Below are 20,397 nucleotides of genomic sequence, written 5' to 3' on the forward strand. Positions count from 1 at the left end.
ATAACATGAAACAATATACGCTGCAAATACCATCAACATTAATGGTCACCTGCTGCCTGATTGCATCATTGCTGTCTGTAGTAAGCTGTCGTAAAGAAAATGCACTTACCGCCAGTGATCAGGACGAAAACTATTTCGTTGTAAAAGATAATCCCAATGATCCGGTTGATCACGCTATCTATGAATTTTATAACAGCACCGGCATTGCCAGTTTCTACAATGATACTATTCACAGGAAACGCATCAGCGACAGCGCAGGTCTGCCGCGGTATTCCTATATAAAGCTCTCTTTATCCTATACCCTCTTCAGTAATCAATACATTTCTTTCAAGCCTGTTTCAAACAAAGGCAGGATTCCGCCTTTGCTGCATCTGCTGGAAGAGGAACTACTGCCTCGTTTGCCCAATGACCTGTTGGTACCAAGTTTCTTTCTGGTAGATTCCATTTGGACTAACCTCTCGGATCAGGTCATAGACCTGGCAGATGGCTGGACTGCATGGCATGGGTTCAATACGGTAGCTATTTCAGTAAAAGATGTGGAAGCAATGCATGCAGATGAAAGAAGAATGTTTGCAGCATCGCTGCTTGCCGGGATAGCAGAAAAACGGCTGAGAAAAACAGCAAATGAGATCCTGAACAGGGATTTCTTCAGCATATCAAGAGTTGCTGCAAAAGCGTTTACACCGCTTGATATTTATTCAGGTAGTCCTTTTTTTATTCACGGGATCGATCCGCCAGCTAACACGGCCCTGGGATTTGTGCGATATTTCATAAATGGTTATGCGGTTATGCTGGGGCTGCCGAATCCCGTAGGCCCTCCCGGGGAAGCAGATGATCTCAGGGCTTTTCTCACTGCAGCATTTTATTATACGCCGGAACAATTCGCCGCTAACTATCCTGGTAGTGAGATCATGCTTAAAAAATTAAATATCATCAGGGAGATTGCCCCAAAAGCCGGATTCCGGCTCCCCGGTTAATACAGTCAAAGCCTGAACAGATACCATATGATAACGCTTCAAACCTGGCAAAAACTGGTAACGAAAGAGACTGAAGAAAACCAGTATACAAAGATAGTAAAGAACTGGACCCCTCATCTTCAGTACACTGCCTGGCAGATCACAAAAAATAAACAGGTGGCGGAAGATATCGTGCAGGAAGCATTCCTTGTATTATGGAAGCAGCAGGCAAGGATCATCCCCGGAAACCCGGTAGGCTGGCTGATAAAAGTGGTCACTAATCTCTCAGCTAAATATGTAAAGCAAAAGAATATACAGATTCGCATACACAACATATTGAGAGAAGGGGAAACCACTTCGCACTTCGATGTGGAAGAGTACCTCCTCATAAAAGAGAAAAGAATTTTGTTGAATGAGACCTTTAAACAACTTCCTTCTCAACAGAAGATCGTATTACATCTCAGTAAGAATATAGGAATGCGAAGGGAGGAAATTGCCGCCTGCCTGCAGCTATCCCCCAATACAGTGAAAGTGCATTTACAACGCGCCATGCAATTCATGAAAGAACACCTGACCTGTATTGTTATCATTTCCATGCTTTTCGTTTGTAACAATATTTTTTCAAAAGGAAGTAATACAAAAGATGAGCTCAGAGAATTATATATAACAAGCAGTGTATCGCTGAATGAAACTACACAGGTAACTACAATTTTACTCAAACAATAATCAGTCAGTCACCAGACGGGCTTACAATGATCTATCAAAAAAATACTTGTATAGATCCGGCACTGCTATGCCCTTTCATTAAATATCAATAAATACAGATGCATGATTCTAAAAACAGAAAAACTCTCCCACCGTTATGGCAATTCCTGGGCCATTCGCGATATTAATATGGAGATCGCCGATAATGGGATCATTGGTTTATTGGGTTCCAATGGAGCCGGTAAGTCCACTACTATGAATATCATTTGTGGTGCGCTCAACCAAACCGAAGGCAATGTATTCATCAATGGCGCCGATATCAGGAAGCAACCAGAGCTTGCCAAACAATTCATTGGATTCCTTCCGCAGAACCCGCCGGTATATCCCGATCTCACAGTGGATGAATACCTGACTTTTGCAGCCGAGTTACGGCAGGTGGAGAACCGCAAGGTAAAAGCTGCAGTTGCAGAAGCGAAAGAAAGAACGGGTATAACGCATTTCAGCAAAAGACTCATCAAAAATCTTTCTGGTGGCTATCGCCAGCGAGTGGGAATATCCCAGGCCATCATCCATAAACCCAAACTGGTGGTGATGGATGAACCTACCAATGGTCTCGATCCCAATCAACTGATCGAAGCCCGTAAACTGATCAGGGAGATCGCCCAGGAAAGAACAGTATTGCTTTCCTCGCATATCCTGTCTGAGATCCATTTGCTCTGCCGGGAAGTGATCATGATCGAAGCGGGCAGGATAATATTTTCCGATTCGATGGATGCTTTCAATAATTATATGCAGCCTCAAAGTGTATTGGTACGATTCGCCAATCCACCACCGGTAAATGAATTGGAACAGATAAAAGGCATTAACAAAGCCGAATACCTGAGCGAAAGAGAGGCACGTATGTTTTTCGACGGAGAAGAAGACATCACCGAAAGGATCATAGTAGCCGGTGTACAAAATGACTGGCGCATACGGGAAATAAATCTCGAAAAAGGTCAGCTCGACGATATCTTCAAACAACTATCCACCCAAACCATTCAATAAAAAATATTCGGATGAAAATGATCATCAAAATTGCCAGAACTGAACTCTGGAATTTATTTTTCTCACCGGTGGCCTGGTTCCTGACACTGATCTTCCTGGTCATTTGTGCTGTCTTCTACTCAACCAGCCTGGTACAGTTAGCAAATTTTCAAGACTCGTTGTTGCGGACCACCCCCTCTTTCGAGGGATTTGGATCACTTACCAAATCCATCTTCATGGGTCAGCATAAGAATGGATTTGTGGGCAATATATTCAGTAATCTCTACCTGTTCATTCCTTTGCTGACAATGGGATTGATCAACCGGGAGTTCAATAGCGGTACTGTGAAGCTGCTTTATTCTTCCCCTGTAAAACTCAATCAGATCGTATGGGGTAAATACCTGGCGGTGATGGCATACAATATGATGCTGATGTTTATCATGGCTCTTTTCATGATCATCGGTGCTTTCAGTATCAAGAATATCGATATCGGTCATTTGTTTGCAGGGATCATTGCTTTTTATCTGGTAGTATGTACTTATACGGCCATCGGCATGTTCATGAGCAGCATCACCAGCTATCAGATCGTTGCAGCCATCGCTACATTTATCCTGCTGTTTACGCTGCAAAGGATTGGAGGATTATGGCAGGAATATGATTTCATACGCGATCTTACCTGGTTCCTGAGTATCGAAGGCAGGGCTCAACGCATGCTGAGTGGCCTGGTCACCACCAGGGATATTATGTATTACGTGCTTGTTACGTATACCTTCGTTACGTTTAGTTACCTGAGTTTATTACATGGAAGAGAGCTGGTATCAAAAACAAAAAAGGCAGGCAGATACCTGGCAGTATTCCTTTCGGTTATGGTAGTGGGTTATCTGACTTCAAGACCTGGATATATCGGTTACTGGGATGGCACCAGGGAGCAGGCAAATACGATCACAGCAAAAACACAGAACATCCTGAAAAACATGCAGGATGAACCCCTGGAGGTTACCCTGTATACTAACCTGTTGGACTTAGGACCTGGCTTTATGAAAACCCGGCCAGGCCAGCGGAACAAGTATATCTGGAATTTCTGGACCAATATATCCGCTTCAAGCCCAATATCAAATTCAATTATGAATTGTATTATGATGTGAAGGATGGAGATAGCGCCTACTTTAAACGAATGCCGGGCATGAGCCTGGATTCCATAGCCAGGGAAATAGCCAAGATGCAGGAAGCTGATTTTGACTGGTACCAAAATCCTGCAACAATCAGAAAAAAGATCAACCTGCAACCGGAAGACATGCATGCAGTGATGTTGTTGAAGTATAAAGGGAAGCAGATTTTTCTGCGTTTTTTTCCTGACCCTGTATTCTGGCCGTCCGAAAACCATGTGGCTGCCGCTCTCAAAAGATTATCCAATGATACCATTCCGAGAATATACGCTACTACCGGAAACCTCGAGCGCAGTATGGAGAAAACCGGAGAAAGGGAGTTCAATGTATATTCACTTATGAAGACGAGCAGAGCGGCACTCATCAATCACGGCTTTGAGTTTGATACCCTGAATCTTCAACAGCAGCAGATTCCGGCAGATATCACTACCCTTGTGCTGGCTGATCCCAAGGTAGTACTCAATGATACAGTGACAGCCCGTCTGAAACAATATATCAATACTGGCGGCAATTTGCTGGTATTGGGAGAACCAGGCAAACAGCATGTGCTGAACCCCCTGATGCAGAATGTTGGCATACAATTGATGCCCGGTACCCTTGTACAAATTTCAAAGAATGAAACGCCGGATAAAGTGACGCCATTTGTAACAATGGACCACAGTTGGTTATTGAAGGAAAATAAACATTTCGGCGAAGATATCAGGGCGGTTTTTGAAGAGGGCGATTCAGTCAAAGTACTCCATCCCGGCGCCGCTCCCCTTTCCTTTTCAGATAGCAACTTTAAAGTTACCCGGCTGATGGTAACAGGCCCTAAAGGATATGTGTGGGCAAAAGCAGGGCAGTTGGTGACCGATTCAGCAGCACCTGTGATGGTTGCCGGCGAAGGAGATTACAAACAGGATTCCTTCAATGTAGCCCTGGCTTTAAACAGGCAGACAGGTAAAATAGAACAAAGGATTGTGGTAGTGGGCGATGCTGATTTTTTATCGAGCATGAGATTCGGTTCGCATGAATTTGGCCGAAATTATCTGAGCTGGATGAATTATGAATCCTACCCTATCGCCATTGAGAATATTCCGGTTATTGATAGAATGCTTACCGTCAGCCTCAAAGCGGCCAAAACACAAAAGATCATTCTCGTCTGGATCTTACCGGCAGCATTCCTCATCCTTGGTTCAGTCATCCTGCTCAGACGTAAACGACAATAATCCATTACAACATGTACCTGTTAACCGATGAACAAACAATCGAGGATCTGCGGATCTTCGGCAAGCGAGACAGCCAGGGATTGTTCGACCTCTACAATCATTCGCATACCCGCGGCGCAGAAGCAGTATTGAAAGAGATGTTCACCAAACCTCTTAGTGATCAGCAGGAGATCAACCGCAGAAGCGATATCATCAAAAGTTTCTCGGGCATGAATATGCGCTTTCCTTTTGAAGGGGCCTTATTCGATATGGCAGAGAAATATCTGCTGGCGGCCGATGAACAGAAAAAGCAGGGCACACAACAGGCCGTGTTGAGTGAAAAAGAGATCAGCAACGGAGTAACGGCATTGATCACACTGGTGCAGCAGATCAAAACTTTCATAGAATCGAAGGAAGTTATAGCCATGGCATCCTATACAAAGGAAAGGGAGGCGATTGCCTCCCTCCTCCTCGACACTGCCTTTGAACCGGTAATGCGCGAACAGCAAAAAGCGAAACTGTCTTATGCGGCTATCACTGCCTATGATCTGCTCTTCCGCCATCGTGAACGAGACAAGATAGAAAGGCTGCTGGCGCAGATCTATCAGCTGGATGTATATCTCTCAGTAGCTAAAGTGGCGCGTGACAGGAAATTCGTATTTCCCAAAGCGTTAGAGAAAGGCAAAAGCATTCTCCGGCTCAAAGGTGTTTATCATCCCGAACTGGCAAAGCCGGTGAGCAATAACTTTTCAATGGATGCTTCACATAACGTGGTGTTTCTCACAGGAGCCAATATGGCGGGAAAATCCACCTTTCTGCGATCCGTAAGCACAGCCGTGTATGTAGCCCATATTGGCTTTCCCGTGGCAGCGGAAGAAATGGAATTCTCTGTGCTCGATGGCATTTACACCACCATCAATCTGCCGGATAACCTGGGCATTGGCGCCAGCCATTTCTATGCAGAAGTGTTGCGTGTGAAGAAAGTGGCATCGGAACTGCAGGCCAACAAATCACTCTTCATCATCTTCGATGAAATGTTCCGCGGCACCAATGTGAAAGATGCGCATGAAGCTACCGTAGAGATCACCATCGCCTTTGCTGCAAAGAGGAATAGCATGTTCATCATCTCTTCTCATATTGTAGAGGCAGGTGAACGATTGCAGCAATCTCCCAGTATTGGGTTCCAGTTCCTGCCTACGCGCATGAACGGCAATGTACCCGAATATACCTATACGTTAGAGCCTGGAATTACGGCAGATCGCCATGGTATGATCATCATACGCAATGAAGGCATCCTGGATACGCTGAAGCATGGCCGTAAACGCGCTGTACAATAAAACATCGGAGTGCCGCCAGTCGCTCGCCTCCCGGCGAGTGACGACTATTTCGTCGTCTCCGGCGACACCCTGTTCGCCGGAGGCGAACCAATAAAAGTCACTCGCCGGAGGCGAGCGACTGGGCACACGCTGATTAAATTTTACAAAAATGCAATTCAATACAGATAAACAAACGGTGGATGAGCTGAACCTGCTGGGAAAATTCAGGCAGGGATCGGTATACCATCTGTTCAATGAAGTCAAAACACGGGGAGGAGAACAATTGCTGGACCAGATGTTCCGCAATCCTTTGCTGGATGCAAACAGCATCAACCAGCGCAGCAGCATATTCCATTTCTTCCAGCAATCGAACCTGGGCTTTTCCTTCGATGTGCAACAACTCAATATCATGCGCGAATACCTGGATGGAGGCACCGGAAAGAATGCATTAGCCACCGCCAGCAGCATGATCATCCAGAAACTGCTCAGCAAGCTCACCCGCGATGAACGGTACAAGAAATCAGTACAGGGGTTGCAGGCTACCATCGTTACGCTGAACCGCTCCCATGGCATGCTGGAACTGCTTCAACAATTAAAGAGCCCATTGGCTGAACGTGTCAATCAGCTGATCCACCTGCTTTCTGATAAACAATTGGAGAAGCTGCGCAATACGGATATCTATGCAGAGCTCTCTGTTACTACCCTGTCCCAATACGATCATCTGCTGAAGAGCCGGTTCCCTGCTGAGATGGAAAACCTACTGCAGTTCATCTATGAACTTGATCTATACATTGCCGTTGGTAATGTGGCGCGTAAGAAAGGCTTCACCTATGCGAAGGCATTAGCTCCGGAGATGAATGTTCTGAAAGCTTCTAATCTTGCGCATCCCTGCATCGATAAGGCCATTGGTAACAATGTATTCATGAGTGAAGATCAGAATGTGATCTTTCTCACCGGGGCGAACATGGCAGGGAAATCCACATTGATGAAATCCATCGGTATTGGTATCTACCTCGCGCATATGGGATTCCCGGTGGCTGCAAAGAACTTTGAGTTTTCTGTGCGCGAAGGCATGTATTCATCTATCAACGTAGCGGACAATATCGGTCTTGGTTACAGCCATTTCTATGCAGAAGTAGTGCGCGTGAAGCAGGCTGCTGATGCAGCCGCCAGTGGCAAAAGATTATTATTGATGTTCGATGAATTGTTCAAAGGAACGAATGTGAAAGACGCTTACGATGGCACGCTGGCAGTAACGGAAGCTTTTGCCGAATACCAGGATTGCCTCTTCATCGTATCCACGCATATCATTGAAGTGGGTGAAGCATTGAAAGAAACGGACAATATACAATTCAGGTTCATGCCCACTATCATGGATGGCGCCAGACCACGGTATACCTATATCCTCGAAGAAGGTATCACCGAAGACAGGCAGGGTATGATGATCATCCGAAATGAAGGGATACTCGAAATGCTGAAAAGCTGACCTACATTAATCGGATAATAGAAGGTCGGAGTGCCACCACTCCGACCTTCGTTGGTCATCCTTAAATTATGAAGTAGTTTTCTGATTAACGGAGAACAAATTGCTGCTGGTCAGCTCCCTCCCTATTGCCCATCATGCCAGGTCTTTTCCCCTTTCAACATTTTTTCATAGTTCTCTTTTATTTCGCCATCTCCGGGTGATGCCGCTACTGCTTTTTTCTGCCATACCAACGCTTCCTCAGTCCTGCCCAGCTTATGCAAGAGATTGGCATACGTGTCCATGATATTCGCCTGTTTGAAAGGATCTTTTTCCAAACCGATCCCTTTCTTTGCCCAGACAAGCGCTTTTTCCAGTAGTCGCTTATCACTGGTTTTTCCAAACAAAGCCCAGGCCCATTCATTGTACATACCGCTATGGTACAGGGAATCATAAATACTGGCAGCATCTGCGAGGTTCTTCGCCGCATTCGGCTTATCCTGTCCGATAGCATTCAAATAATAAATAACAGACAACCCGCGGATAAATTCTCCGTCCAGCGGTTTATGATTGCTGATAATTGCTTCTACTTTGCTCCAGTCAGGGTTTTCGCCCAATTGCAATTTGGCCTGCTCGCGGAAAATAATTTCCTGCAATTTGGTGGTGATCCTATTGCGCTCTCCTTCTTTGAGATACTCCTTCACCCATTGCATCAGCAGCGGATATCCCGGATCAGTACTGTTACCCGTTACTGTTTCGATGAACTGGATATTATGATCGATCATGGGCGCTTTCAATTGACGGATATATTCAGCAGAAAATTGAAAGAGGTTGGCACTGTCTTTATTCTTTATTGCCAGCAGGGTCAATGCGCGGAGGAAGGCAGAATCCTTTTTGCCGGATTGGTATTCTTTCAGGCGCGCTGCGTAATCCTTGTTCACAGAATCCGCCACTATAGCAGCAAATCCTTTGGTGATGCCGGCAAGGTTCCTGGTAGCGGGCCAAACCTTCGCATGGATTTCGCGGATCACGGAGACCGGTAATTTAATAATGGCCCTGTCGTAAGTGATGAGCCCGTTCTGTTCCGACTCCACATCGAAGGGTTGCGTGTAAATGGAAGCGCTCAATCCCTGGTTCTCGAGCAGTTTGAGGGAGTCCATCATCTGTCCATATTGTTTGCGGAGCAATGGAGGCGTTACCACACCATCATAGCCCCATCCTGCCTGCAGGTCGTTCCACAAATGTCCTTCGATGGGCACACCAATACCACCGAACTCACCCAAAACAGCGGCCTTTCCTTTCTCAAATGCGATATGCCCTGGATTCGGATATGCATGTACGTCAGTGATATCGGCATGGATCCATGCATCAGGAGAAGGACTGCGGAGTTGGTCATTCACATATAATTTCTCGCCCGAATGTCCATTGATGAGGCGGGTCGGGTCCAGCGCTTTGAGCCAGTTCGTTAATCTTGCCTGGTCGTATTGTCCCCATTTTTCATTGAACAGAACCCAGGTTGTAATGGAGGGATAGTTGTACAACTGCGCGATATTCTCTGCACATTCTTTTTCGAATTGCGCCCGGGCTTCAGGACTGTCATTTCCCGGATTCACCATATCCTGCCAAACCAGCATCCCGGCCTGATCGCAGTGATAATACCAGCGGGCCGGCTCCAGCTTGATATGCTTTCTGATGGTATTGAAGCCCATCGCTTTGGCAGCCAGGATATCAAACTTCAACGCTTCATCGGTGGGAGCAGTATACAAACCATCGGGCCAGAATCCCTGATCGAGCGTGCCCAGGTTGTAGTAATACCGGTTGTTCAGGAAAATGCGTGGTCTTCCTGCTGCATCTTGCTGAACAGAAATCTTGCGCATGCCAAAATAAGAGCGGATGTGATCGATCACCTTGCCATTCTTTGTAAGCGAAATGGTCAAATCATACAGAAAAGGATCATCCGGGCTCCAGCGCCTGGCGCCTGGTATGCGCAATTGCAGGGGCTGGCCATTTTTATCAGTTGCTTTGGTTACCGTTTTTCCGGACGACAAAACAATCGCCTCCACCTGGCATCCATCACAGTTACCCACAACCGAAACATCCAGGTCCAGTACCTCTTTGTCGATATCGGGCTTCGTTTTTAAAGATGCAATGTATTGCGCGGGCAAGGTTTCCATCCATACCGTTTGCCAGATACCGCTGGAGGGCGTATACATGATACCCTGCGGAGCAAGCACCTGTTTGCCATGCGGGTTCGGGCCCAGGTCCGTTGGGTCCCATACACGAACGATCAATTCATTGGCGCCCGGTTTGAGCGCATCGGTAATATCGATACTGAAAGCCTGGTAGCCACCGGTATGCCGGCCCAGTTCCTTTCCATTCACAAATACCCTCGCATCATAATCCACTGCGCCGAAATGCAGGAGGGTACGCTGTTTGCCGCCAGCGGCCGTACTATTGAATTGCCTCCTGTACCAAAGGGCCTGATGCGCCTGCAATGGTTTCTTTACACCGGACAGGGCCGATTCTATAGGAAATGGAACCAGGATCTGATCCTTCCAGGTTGCGGGAACAGAAGCTTCCAGTGATGTGATGGAATATTGCCAGAGCCCGTTCAGGTTGGTCCAGGAAGGACGCACCATTTGTGGCCTGGGGTATTCAGGAAGTACTTTCGCCGGCTGCACCTGTTTGGCCCATCTTGTGGTGATGGAGCCCGGCTGCATTGCCCAACCCTGCTGGCTCATCGCATAAAAAGGTTGCAATGCGCCCAACGCTAAAACATAAAAGAACCGTTTCATCATATTGTTTTTTGAATGGTGTATGATTTATTGTAAAGAGATATGTGGCTTATGGTTTTGCACCGCTCTTATCCAATTGCAATCCGCTTTTGAAATTCCTGTCCTGGGGATTGACACCCTTCGTCATCCAGACGGGCGCAGGTTTTCCTTTCAAATAATGTTCAAAGAACTGGCGCTGGCGCAAAGCGGCATCTTTACCGAGCTCATTGTGATCGGCAATAACATGACCATCCTTGTAAGCCAGGATCCATACGGGTTTCCGTAGTCTTCGCAATGCTGTGAACATCTCGATATCCTGTCCGAATTTCACGTTCTCATCTTCATAGCCATGCATCAGCAGCAACGGAGTGGTGATCTTATCAGCGTAGAAGATGGGAGAGTTCTCGATATAGCCCTGCGGGTTAGACCAGGGGAGGTTACCAGGCCCCATATTGGCCTGACCTGTTTCATACCAGGTATAGAGCTCATGTTCTCCGAAAGCTGTTCCCCGATGGCGCTCACGATATCACTCACAGCGGCAGAAGCCTGTGCCGCCGCGAACATCCTGGAATGCGCGATCAGCAGCAAGGTTTCATATCCTCCGAAACTATGTCCCTGTGCGCCAAATTTGGCAGAGTCCACCCAGGCAAACCGGCTGAGATAGCGAGCTGCCCCTTCCACCGAATTGATAACGGTCTCGGCTATTCGCCCTGGCTTATAGTGATTGATATCGGGTATGCATACCAGGTAGCCATTGCTGACATACCAGGGAATATCGATCTGGTTTGGTTCTACGCCAGCCCGGTGGTAGTCGTGCATTTCAGTATTCCTTGTCTGATAATATTGAAAGATGACCGGGTATTTTTTGGAGGGATCGAAGTTCTCCGGTTTGTACAGGTAGGCCAGACCGGTATCACCATCATTTTTCCTGTAACGGATCATTTCAGAGCTCATCCAGTTGTATTCTTTTTCGGGATGAATGGTACTGATCTGTTGGAAGGAACGAAGGTCTGTGCTGACGAACAGGTTGATGGATTCACTGGCGGATTGCCGGGTTACAATGTAGATGGCTGCATTTTTGGCTTTGCGAAGCCTGGGTGGCTCATCGATCTTATGCCAGGAAAACATATAAGGTCCCATGATCTTCTTCACCGGATCGGAAAACTTATAGGCCCCCATGATCTTCTTCACCGGATCGCCACCACTCGGTTTCGTTTGCCAGAAACCGTTATCTCCTGTTCTTTCATTACGGGCACGGAGTATAATATCGCCGGTGGGCCATGTTGCGGCGGCATCACTCAATGCGGGCTGGAACATGATCCTGTTCCTTCGTCCGTACCCGTTGGTGATATTCACAGGAGCCTGCTTTCCCAGGGGATCCAATAACCAGCAATCGTATTTGTCCTGGATCAACAGGCGCTCATCTGCTCCAAACCATCCATCGACGTTCAATTCCAATTTTATGACGGGCGATCCCTGGTTGATCAGGATCATATCCGGCTTCAGGTTCAGGCCGGCAGAAATATTCCGGGTAATACCTGTCGCGATCTCGTAGCAATAGAGGTCCTGATCGTCTTTGTTGACCCAGGTAATGAATTGTTCTCCTTTCGAAAGACTTGCATGCCAGAGCCTGGAGGAACGTGGCCGGAAAGTCTTCCTGCTCCCATCTTTGAGCGAGACCAACTGGTAAAGAGGCGCCTGCTCTTCGTTGAAATATTCTTCATCCTGTCTTATCAGGTCATTCGATTTTACGATCACATACTCATTTCCCAGGCTACCTGTGATCACCATGCTATCGTTCTCCACTTGTATCATCCGGGCATTGGGCGCAGCCAGGTTGATCACAGCTTTGAACCGGCTAACACCCGGGAACCAGCGCTGGCTCCCATAGAGGTTTGGCTGGCGGTAATGCCATACTTCCACCTGATTGGTCAGCAGGTCTGGGTCCTTTGTTCCGGGAAGACTTTTTTTGAGCAGCTCGAAATAAAGGGAACGGCCATCAGGACTGAAAACCATATCGCCATCATTGATGCTATGATCAGGGCTCATTCCTTCCATTGTATTCCTGGCTGCAATAGCAGCAGTGGTCATGGAAGGAGCAAAATGATATACCAGGAAATCATTCCCTTCTTTGTGGATGAATGCAATGCGCTTACCATCCTTGCTGATGGTAAGGCGGATGATATCGCCATTGAAAATAGTCCTGCTTTCCTGCCTGGCGAGATCAAGCCAGATGAGCTCGCTGTTTTTTTGCATCACCAGCGCCGTTCCTCCGAAGGCAGGCTTACACTCTTTCACACCGGGATAGATTGCGTTGTAGCCTGTTTCCAGGTTCCTGACAATTACAGAATCGGATCTCCTGTACACCAGCCAATTGGTTTTGCCGGTCTGTTGCAGTTGGAAAGTCTTGCCGGGAGTGGCCAATATCAGCTTTCTCTTCGCCAGATCAAATACCAGGACGCTATCGCTGAACAGTTCAGCTACAAGATAGCGGCTGTCTTCCGAGAAGCGGGCATCTGATCGGTTACTGATCCGGGTTATCTCCTCTCCTTTTGTGGTAGCCAGCACGCCAAGATAGCTGGAACGTTCGCGGCAATGTATATCGTAGCTCAGGTAGCGGCCGTCGTTCGACAAATGGTAGTCATGGTGCAACCAGCTCCAGTTCAAATAACTGGTATCTGTCAGGATCTTTTTCTGCGCCCGCAACGTGGAATGGCAAAGGCATAGGATGGCCAGCAAGGGCATAGCCCCTGCAAATGATCTCATCATGGTTGATTTTTTAGCTTATGGTTTTATTGATATACTGTGGTGACCTGCAGTTCCGGCCAATCGTTCTTCAGGCCGCGCAGGCAGATATTTGTATTGGTGAATGGAACAACGGTGAATGGATAACTGAGAACGATCTCCCCCGTGCTTTTATCTACCATTTCAAAAACGTAGGAACGCTGTCCTGTTCTGGCATTGTACAATTTGAATGGCGATGCCTGCAGGTAAGGCAGATCAGCTACTTCACTACCAACAGGCTGGCCACTGATATTGACACTGATAGCAGGCAGGTTACGAACGAGGTTCACAAAGCGGATACCTGTGCTGCTGTCTGCCGGGCGCTGCGGTTGATCGTGCAGGTAAAGATACCCGGGCATTTCCGGCGTGCCGGTCACCATCAGGTTATGCCGCTGCCCGGGTACGGAACTGATCGTTTGGCTGAAAAAAGGTTTGGTGGAATCATTTCTATAATACACCTGCACCAGGGCAGGTTTTTTGCCGGAGATCCCAAAATACCAGAGACCTGTGATATTATAACCATCATCACTGAAGAAATGAACCGGCTGTTTTCTGTTGAAGGATGTCCGGTTATCACCAGCCACTACAAGCAGGTCGGAAAAACTCGTGGCCATCGCATTGAGCACCGTGAAAGGGACCGTATAAGTGGTGGTGTCTGTTTTATCTTTATAACATCCTGCCAGCAACGTCATTACGAGCAGGCAGGCAATCGGAGCAAATGATCTCATACAATTTTTTTTGAAGGAGAAGAATTCGGTTAGGGAACCTCGTAATATCCGGGATTCTGATGTCCGCGCAGCGAAGGATTGTAGGTGAATTCGCCGGGCGGAATCGGCATCAGTTCTTTGTAGGGAAGCCATACGCCCCCTTTGAGCGGCGTTACGATCCTCATGCGGGCCTGCAGCCTGCCGGTCCTTTTGAGGTCAAGCCAGCGATGCCCGCATTCGGAAGACAGCTCGATCCTTCTTTCCCGTAAGATAGCATCGATCAGTTCCTCTTTCGTACTGGCAGGCGTGTTGCCCAGGCCGGCCCGGAGGCGGATCCTGTTCAGGTCTTCAGCGGCGCTGCCCGGCCCGGTGAGCTTTCCCAATTGCGCCCTGGCTTCTGCACGGATCAGGAATTGTTCTGCCAGGCGCATTAAAATGAGATACTCTTTGCTTTCCTGTACGCCGAAGCCTTGCTTGTATTTGTAAAAACATTTTTTCGTTGCAGTGAAATCCATCGTCCAGTGCACCCGGCGCTGGTCGCCCGGTTCAAAACTTTGATACAGGTCTTCACTTACATAATAACGGGGATCCTCACCCGGTCTGGGCAGCATGTACCGGGCTTCCAGTGTATTTACACCATCAGGTTCCAGTTGATTGGTTTGTATCTGCCAGATAGCTTCATGGCTTTCTTTGAGGAATATTGCATCGAGGTTGTTGACCAGTTCATATTGTGGATCATTTATCAGCAGACTGGCGGCAGCTTCAGCTTCCGCCCATTTTTGCCTGTACAGGTAAACCCTTGCCAGGAGCGCATTGGCGGCTCCCTTGTTTGGCCTCAGCCTGGTGGCGGCATTGGTGAAGAGATCCTTTGCGAGATAACGGTTATCGAGATTTTGCTGTGCAAACCGAAGGTCCTCTTCTATCTGATCGTACACTTTATCGACGGCCGTTCTGGGGAGCTTACTATTGACATTGAAATCCGTACTGAGGGCTAGCGGAACATCCCCGTAAAAGCTGAGCAGGTGTAAATACAGGAATGCCCTGGTGAAGCGGGCCTCTCCTTCGAGTATCGCTTTGGCCCTGGCAGGCAGGCTGGTGGATTTGCGCACGCCTTCGATCACACTGTTCACTCCAAACATATGGGTACGGTAAATGGGCCTCCAGGTATCCCATGAATGGTCCGTGTCTATATTGTTCGCGTATAAGCGGTCACCCTGCTCATTCTTCAACTTGAATTCATCACATAACAATGCCGGCGCAATCGAGACTCCTGCAGGGCCACAGAATTCGGAAATCATGTTCACATAAACGCCCGTCATGGCGGATACCGCCGTAGAGGTAGTGGCAAATACGGTTTCCGAAGGATTCCTGTCGATGGGCAGGTCAACTTCTATCAGTTTCTTGCAACCTGTTATTCCCAGGCAGCAAAGCAGCAGCAGGGAAAATGCCTGCCAGTATTTTGTTATCGGGTATTGCTTGTACTTCATGTTGCTTCTGTTTAAAAACCGACCTGGATGCCGGCAGTGAATGTTTTCATTAATGGCGTGATACCGGATTGTTGTATTTCCGGATCCAGTCCATCATATCCCGTGATCGTAAGCAGGTTCTGACCAGTAGCAAATAGCTGGCAACTGGCCACCTGCAGCTTCTTTGCCCAGGTTTCGGGAATGGACCAGGACAAGGAGATATTACGCAGACGGATAAACGAAGCATCCACATAGGCCAGGTCCGACCTGGATGCTTTGATGTAACCCGCTTCTATCGGTCCATTCAGGTAGTAAGGATATAATTTCTGGAAGGAAGCGGATTGCCCGGGCTCTTTCCAGTAATCGAGCCTGCCCACCGGCATATTGCCGAACACGAAACCGGGTTCGCTGACGAATCCGCCGGGAGTGCCTACCAGGAATGCTTCATTGAAGAGATAATTCAGTCCCCATTGTTTGGTCAACTGCACCATACAGTCCAGGGAAAAACTCCCCCAGCGGATATTGCTGGTCAGTCCTACCGTACGTGGCCTGATATCCAGTAACAGTTCATCCCAGTTTTCATTGTATTGATAAGCGGTGGTATTGCCATCCAGGTCCGTGAACTGATAAAGCCCGCTGGCCGGATTGATCCCTTTCGACTGGTACAACAATGCAAAACCGGTAAAAGGCTTACCCACCGTTACGTGACGGCTCAGGCCATAGTTGTTGAAACCCGGGTCGGGAATGGACAGGAGCTTGTTGTTCTGTATTCCATAATTGGCAGAGATGGTCCAACTGAATTTCTTTTCATCGAAGATCTTCGCGGTGAGTATAAATTCCCAGCCGCTGTTCTGGATGCGCCCACTCATATTACGCATGATCGAATAGGCGCCACCGGTAGCAGGTAATGGATAATCGCCCAACTGATCTCCTGCCCTGTTCCTCCACCAGGAGGTGGTGGCCAGCAGGCGGTCGTTGAAGAATCCCAGTTCGAGGCCCAACTCGAGTTTATGAACCGATTCCCAGTGAAAATCGGGATTGGCCGCTCCGAGGGTACGGAGGATGGTCATGTCGTGGAAAGAAATTCTCGGCATACTCTCGTACAGTTCCAGGTAGCGATAATCGCCGGTTCCATCCTGGCCGCTGGTGCCGATGCTGCCTCGCAGCTTTCCGAAGCTCAGGAAAGGCAAATGCTCCCGGGCAACAAATTCATTGGAGAAGATCCAGGCTCCGCCCACCGACCAGAAATTGCCGAACTGGTTCCCTGGTCCAAAACGGCTGCTACCATCCCTGCGCCCTGTGAGATTGAGGATATACCTGTTATTGTAATTGTAGGTGATCCTGCCGAAGGCCGCAGCATATTTGTACTGGTTGCTCGTATTGTCGGCGCCTACCTGCGGCGCAGCTCCCAGGTCTTTCAGCAGCGCATCGCTGGTATAACCGAAAGCGCCGAAAGATTCGCTCAAACTGCTTTGCCCCTGCACGGAAGCGCCAGCCAGCAGGTCCAGGTTCCCCCCAAAGAGATCCGTTCTCCAGGTCAATTGCGGATCCACCGTATATGAACGGCTGACATTATTGGAAAAGAAGGATTGTCCTGTTGCATTCAACTGCGAAGGATCGATAGCGCTCATGGGGCTGATAAATAAATTTCGGGTAGTGATCTGTGAGTAACCGATACTGGCGCTGGCCACCAGGTCTTTCAAGAGCTCGTAACTGAAATTCGCGCTGGCCCGGATATTATCGGACCTCACAGTTGTTTTTCTTTCCAGCAGTGCGAAAGGATTCTCCCAGGATGCCTGGCCCGTAGGTGAAGCCGGATTGGCCTCCCAGTTCAACGTGCCGCCTTCGTGGTAGATGGCCGGGGCATTGGGCGCAAGCCGCAATGCCAGCCTGGAAAAATCTTCGTTGGGCGACAAAGAATTGTTGATCGTATACGAAGTATTGATTCCCATTCGTAACCTGCCATTGGGCGATTTTCCATTGATGCTCAGCAGGGCGCTGCCCGTCTCGTATTTATTTTCACCAGGAAAAATATAGCGTTGTTTGTTGTAGGTGCCACTGATCAGGTATTGTACTGTGGAGCTTCCGCCGGAAAGAGAGGCATTGGCATTGAGATAGGGTGTGGAATTGCCCAGCAATACATCCTGCCAGTCGGTTTCCCGGTTGGGGTCCCAAAGCGTAAGATCGTAGTTCGAACTGTTCTTGTCGGCCGTATTCAGGTCGGGCACTTCCATATTGTTCATGATATAGGCCTGCCGGCGCATGTTCAGGTATTGCTCCGTATTGAGCAGGGTCAACCTGTTGCTTCTTCGGCTATTGCCCATCGTTATACCGGCAGAGAACCGTGCATCTCCCGCTTTTCCTTTTTTGGTGGTCACCAGTATCACGCCATTACCGCCGCGGGAGCCGTAGATGGAAGTGGCATCCGCATCTGTCAGCACATCGATCTGCTCGATGTCTGAAGGATTGATGAAGCTGAGGGCGGAGATCTTCGCGCCTACACTTCCGAATGAAGTGAATTGTGAACCAGACAATGTATTCTGAAAGGGAACACCATCCACGATGATCAGTGGCTCAGAACGCAGGGATTGTGCACTAAGACTGTTCTGTCCTCTCAGCTGAATGGTGACCGGTGCATTGGGTAAACCTGATGCCGGGCTGATGATCAGATTGGGCACCCGTCCGGATAATGCCAGTATCGGATTGCTGACCGGCTGCCGGGCAATATCCGCCCCCTTCACGGTAAGGATATTGCCGGTGGCGATCCGCCGGCTGGTGGTGCCATAAGCCTGCACCTGCACCACATCCAGCGGCGAGCGCGATACCTGCATAATGGCAACGAGCAATTTTCCCTGCACCGGCAAAACTTTGTTTTCAAATCCTATGAAGGATACAACCAATACATCGCCATGGTCGGCTTCAATTTCAAACTGCCCTTTAGGATCTGTTTGTACAGTTTTTTTTGTTCGCTTATTCATGACTGTTGCACCAGCAAGTGCATTGCCGGTGGAGTCCTGCACTAATCCGTGGACCGGCTCGCGCTCCTCCACCGGCGGAGATGGTTTTTCCATTAGTCCATTTTCATGGGTCGGTTTCTCAGACAAAAAGATCGTCTTGCCCTCGATCACATACCGGAATGGTTGTTCTTTCAACACCATATCCAGCAGTTCGGCCACGGCCATTTCATACACGGTCAGCGAGATGGTCCTCTTGTTGCTATCCAGCATGGAATTGGTCATTACCCGGTAGCCGGTTTGCTGCCTGATGGCCGTAAAGATTTGTTTGAGTGTAAGGTCCTTACCGGAGAGCGTAACGGTTTGGGCATTGCCTCCGGCATAGCAGTGAACGAAAGTAACGGTCAGCAAAATGATCAGAAGTTTCATAACCTTCAGCGTTTTGGTCAGGCCACGGCACCCCCATGGGCCAGCCGTTGGCCAATAGCAGTTTTTTTGCATAAATTGCAAGCAGTTTGGAGTTGACAAAATGGATTCGCGTCTGTTGAATCAACCCGGAATTGGCCGGTAGTGTTAGCGCACTGCCGGTTCGTTTTTTTATGGGAGATCCGGTAGGATGAGGTGAAATGGGGTTATGGTAAAATGATCAATTGCTTTCCTTCTAATTTGTACTGTAAGCCTAGTTCCTTCAAACCGCGGAGCAATCCCTGCAGGGTCACATCCCGTGTCATCTCTCCATGCAGGTCGATATCGGGTACGCCATTCGGGTACACCACCCCGATATCGTACCAGCGTTCCAATTGCCGCATGATCTCCTGCAGTGTTACTCCTTCAAAATTGAACCAGCCATTCTTCCAGGCCATCACTTTATCGGTATCAGTGCTCAACACTTCAATTTTACCGGCCTTTATTCTGGCTTGCTTACCGGGTGTCAATATTGCCGGACTTGCACCAGCCATCACTTTTACTTTTCCTTCTATCAAAGTGGTATTGATGGACTGCTCATTGGAATAAGCATTCACATTGAAACTGGTGCCCAGTACCTGCACCTGCACCGATTCACTGACGCGGACTGAGAAAGGTTTTGTAGCCAGTTCCGCCACTTCAAAATACACTTCGCCTGTTATGGCTACCTCTCTTTTTTCACCTATGAACGCTGTTGGATACCGGATGGAGCTGGCAGCGTTCAACCAGGCTTTCGTTCCATCGGGTAAAACCACCGTGAACAGCCGTCCCCTGGGTGTAGTGAGTGTATTGAAAGTGGTGGCGCTTTGCGCTTTGTTTTCGTATTGCAACTGGTGATGTTGCAACTGCAGTTCGGTTCCCGCCTCTACTGCCACCACACCATTTTGCAAAGAATCGAGTACCAGTTGACGTCCATCTCCCAGGGTCAGGATGGCTCCGTTACTTCCGGGCGCTATCGCTTCTGTACCCGCCACCACGGGCGGCTTGCTATCATGATCCGTTCCGGAGCGGGTCCAGAAGAAATACAGACAGGAACCGATCAGCACAACAATGGAGGCGGCCGCCCACCAGGTCCGGTGAAGGGGGACGCGACGAACGGGAACCGCCCGCCTGGTCACCTGAAGTACTTCGGCGGCAGCCGCCGGCCAGTCAATTTGCGAAGAAGATATGCCTGCAGTTCCGGATCTCAACAAATCCGAGTGAAAACGGGTGATCATTGCCGTTATACTTCCATCCTCATCGGAACGGATCAAACCGAGCAGCTCGTCCAGTTCGGCACGGGTTGCCGTCCGTTGTTGTACCTGCTCCAGTAAATATTTTATTCGATATGATTCCTCCATAGTTCGCCTGATTAATGCCAGGATAACAGGATATTAATACCCTGGTAGAATGAAGTCTCCCGAAAAGACCAAAAGTGGACAAGGTTGGGGAA

14 protein-coding genes are annotated in these 20,397 nt (G+C 48.5%); 7 read left to right on the top strand and 7 right to left on the bottom strand.

The genetic code is table 11. From position 1 onward, the window contains the following. Positions 1-5 precede the first annotated feature (5 nt). The 7 genes from FSB84_RS26955 to FSB84_RS26985 all read left to right on the top strand — a co-directional run bounded on the left by FSB84_RS26955 (position 6) and on the right by FSB84_RS26985 (position 7,839). The gene (locus tag FSB84_RS26955; protein WP_130540940.1) at positions 6-977 is read left to right on the top strand and encodes a hypothetical protein; all 972 of its coding nucleotides are present in this window, start codon (positions 6-8) and stop codon (positions 975-977) included. A 27-nt stretch (positions 978-1,004) separates the two neighbouring features. Continuing rightward, entirely contained in the window at positions 1,005-1,682 is a 678-nt protein-coding gene (locus FSB84_RS26960; protein WP_130540941.1) for an RNA polymerase sigma factor, read from the top strand. A gap of 102 nt (positions 1,683-1,784) precedes the next feature. Further along, complete coding sequence (locus FSB84_RS26965) at positions 1,785-2,705, top strand: ABC transporter ATP-binding protein (RefSeq protein ID WP_130540942.1); 921 nt, start codon at positions 1,785-1,787, stop codon at positions 2,703-2,705. Positions 2,706-2,716: 11 nt separating this feature from the next. Next, positions 2,717-3,829 (top strand): ABC transporter permease, encoded by a 1,113-nt coding sequence (locus FSB84_RS26970; RefSeq protein WP_147122382.1) that lies wholly within the window; start codon positions 2,717-2,719, stop codon positions 3,827-3,829. 38 nt (positions 3,830-3,867) lie between these two features. Next, complete coding sequence (locus FSB84_RS26975; RefSeq protein WP_455430511.1) at positions 3,868-5,058, top strand: Gldg family protein; 1,191 nt, start codon at positions 3,868-3,870, stop codon at positions 5,056-5,058. 11 nt (positions 5,059-5,069) lie between these two features. After that, complete coding sequence (locus FSB84_RS26980; RefSeq protein WP_147122386.1) at positions 5,070-6,374, top strand: MutS-related protein; 1,305 nt, start codon at positions 5,070-5,072, stop codon at positions 6,372-6,374. 148 nt (positions 6,375-6,522) lie between these two features. Then, complete coding sequence (locus FSB84_RS26985; protein ID WP_147122388.1) at positions 6,523-7,839, top strand: MutS-related protein; 1,317 nt, start codon at positions 6,523-6,525, stop codon at positions 7,837-7,839. A gap of 122 nt (positions 7,840-7,961) precedes the next feature. On the opposite strand, the gene FSB84_RS26990 is transcribed toward FSB84_RS26985, so the two are convergent. The 7 genes from FSB84_RS26990 to FSB84_RS27020 form a co-directional block, all read right to left on the bottom strand. Further along, positions 7,962-10,613 (bottom strand): sugar-binding domain-containing protein, encoded by a 2,652-nt coding sequence (locus FSB84_RS26990; protein WP_130544091.1) that lies wholly within the window; start codon positions 10,611-10,613, stop codon positions 7,962-7,964. A 46-nt stretch (positions 10,614-10,659) separates the two neighbouring features. Further along, positions 10,660-11,040, bottom strand: a complete 381-nt coding sequence (locus tag FSB84_RS31530; RefSeq protein WP_147122390.1) for an alpha/beta hydrolase family protein — start codon at positions 11,038-11,040, stop codon at positions 10,660-10,662. Further along, a complete protein-coding gene (locus tag FSB84_RS31535; protein WP_147122392.1) occupies positions 10,944-13,358 on the bottom strand; it encodes an alpha/beta hydrolase family protein in 2,415 nt (804 codons plus the stop codon). Before FSB84_RS31535 ends, FSB84_RS31530 begins: the two co-directional genes overlap by 97 nt. Positions 13,359-13,381: 23 nt before the next feature. Beyond that, positions 13,382-14,101 carry a hypothetical protein gene (locus FSB84_RS27005; RefSeq protein ID WP_130544093.1) on the bottom strand — a complete coding sequence of 240 codons (720 nt, stop codon included), beginning with the start codon at positions 14,099-14,101 and terminating at the stop codon, positions 13,382-13,384. Between the two features lie 29 nt (positions 14,102-14,130). Then, on the bottom strand, positions 14,131-15,567 hold the full coding sequence (locus FSB84_RS27010) for a RagB/SusD family nutrient uptake outer membrane protein (protein WP_130544094.1): 1,437 nt from the start codon (positions 15,565-15,567) through the stop codon (positions 14,131-14,133). 11 nt (positions 15,568-15,578) lie between these two features. Then, the gene (locus FSB84_RS27015; RefSeq protein WP_158644146.1) at positions 15,579-18,929 is read right to left on the bottom strand and encodes a SusC/RagA family TonB-linked outer membrane protein; all 3,351 of its coding nucleotides are present in this window, start codon (positions 18,927-18,929) and stop codon (positions 15,579-15,581) included. A 203-nt stretch (positions 18,930-19,132) separates the two neighbouring features. Continuing rightward, the gene (locus FSB84_RS27020; RefSeq protein WP_130544096.1) at positions 19,133-20,305 is read right to left on the bottom strand and encodes a FecR family protein; all 1,173 of its coding nucleotides are present in this window, start codon (positions 20,303-20,305) and stop codon (positions 19,133-19,135) included. Positions 20,306-20,397: the final 92 nt, after the last annotated feature.

It is taken from the genome of Pseudobacter ginsenosidimutans (genome assembly GCF_007970185.1).
Lineage (GTDB): Bacteria > Bacteroidota > Bacteroidia > Chitinophagales > Chitinophagaceae > Pseudobacter > Pseudobacter ginsenosidimutans.

Excerpts from the sequence above, each read along its gene's own strand:
- FSB84_RS26955 (WP_130540940.1), top strand. The coding sequence starts at position 6 with ATGAAACAATATACGCTGCAAATACCATCAACATTAATGGTCACCTGC.
- FSB84_RS26960 (WP_130540941.1), top strand. The coding sequence starts at position 1,005 with ATGATAACGCTTCAAACCTGGCAAAAACTGGTAACGAAAGAGACTGAA.
- FSB84_RS26965 (WP_130540942.1), top strand. The coding sequence starts at position 1,785 with ATGATTCTAAAAACAGAAAAACTCTCCCACCGTTATGGCAATTCCTGG.
- FSB84_RS26970 (WP_147122382.1), top strand. The coding sequence starts at position 2,717 with ATGAAAATGATCATCAAAATTGCCAGAACTGAACTCTGGAATTTATTT.
- FSB84_RS26975 (WP_455430511.1), top strand. The coding sequence starts at position 3,868 with ATGAGCCTGGATTCCATAGCCAGGGAAATAGCCAAGATGCAGGAAGCT.
- FSB84_RS26980 (WP_147122386.1), top strand. The coding sequence starts at position 5,070 with ATGTACCTGTTAACCGATGAACAAACAATCGAGGATCTGCGGATCTTC.
- FSB84_RS26985 (WP_147122388.1), top strand. The coding sequence starts at position 6,523 with ATGCAATTCAATACAGATAAACAAACGGTGGATGAGCTGAACCTGCTG.
- FSB84_RS26990 (WP_130544091.1), bottom strand. The coding sequence starts at position 10,613 with ATGATGAAACGGTTCTTTTATGTTTTAGCGTTGGGCGCATTGCAACCT.
- FSB84_RS31530 (WP_147122390.1), bottom strand. The coding sequence starts at position 11,040 with ATGGGGCCTGGTAACCTCCCCTGGTCTAACCCGCAGGGCTATATCGAG.
- FSB84_RS31535 (WP_147122392.1), bottom strand. The coding sequence starts at position 13,358 with ATGATGAGATCATTTGCAGGGGCTATGCCCTTGCTGGCCATCCTATGC.
- FSB84_RS27005 (WP_130544093.1), bottom strand. The coding sequence starts at position 14,101 with ATGAGATCATTTGCTCCGATTGCCTGCCTGCTCGTAATGACGTTGCTG.
- FSB84_RS27010 (WP_130544094.1), bottom strand. The coding sequence starts at position 15,567 with ATGAAGTACAAGCAATACCCGATAACAAAATACTGGCAGGCATTTTCC.
- FSB84_RS27015 (WP_158644146.1), bottom strand. The coding sequence starts at position 18,929 with ATGAAACTTCTGATCATTTTGCTGACCGTTACTTTCGTTCACTGCTAT.
- FSB84_RS27020 (WP_130544096.1), bottom strand. The coding sequence starts at position 20,305 with ATGGAGGAATCATATCGAATAAAATATTTACTGGAGCAGGTACAACAA.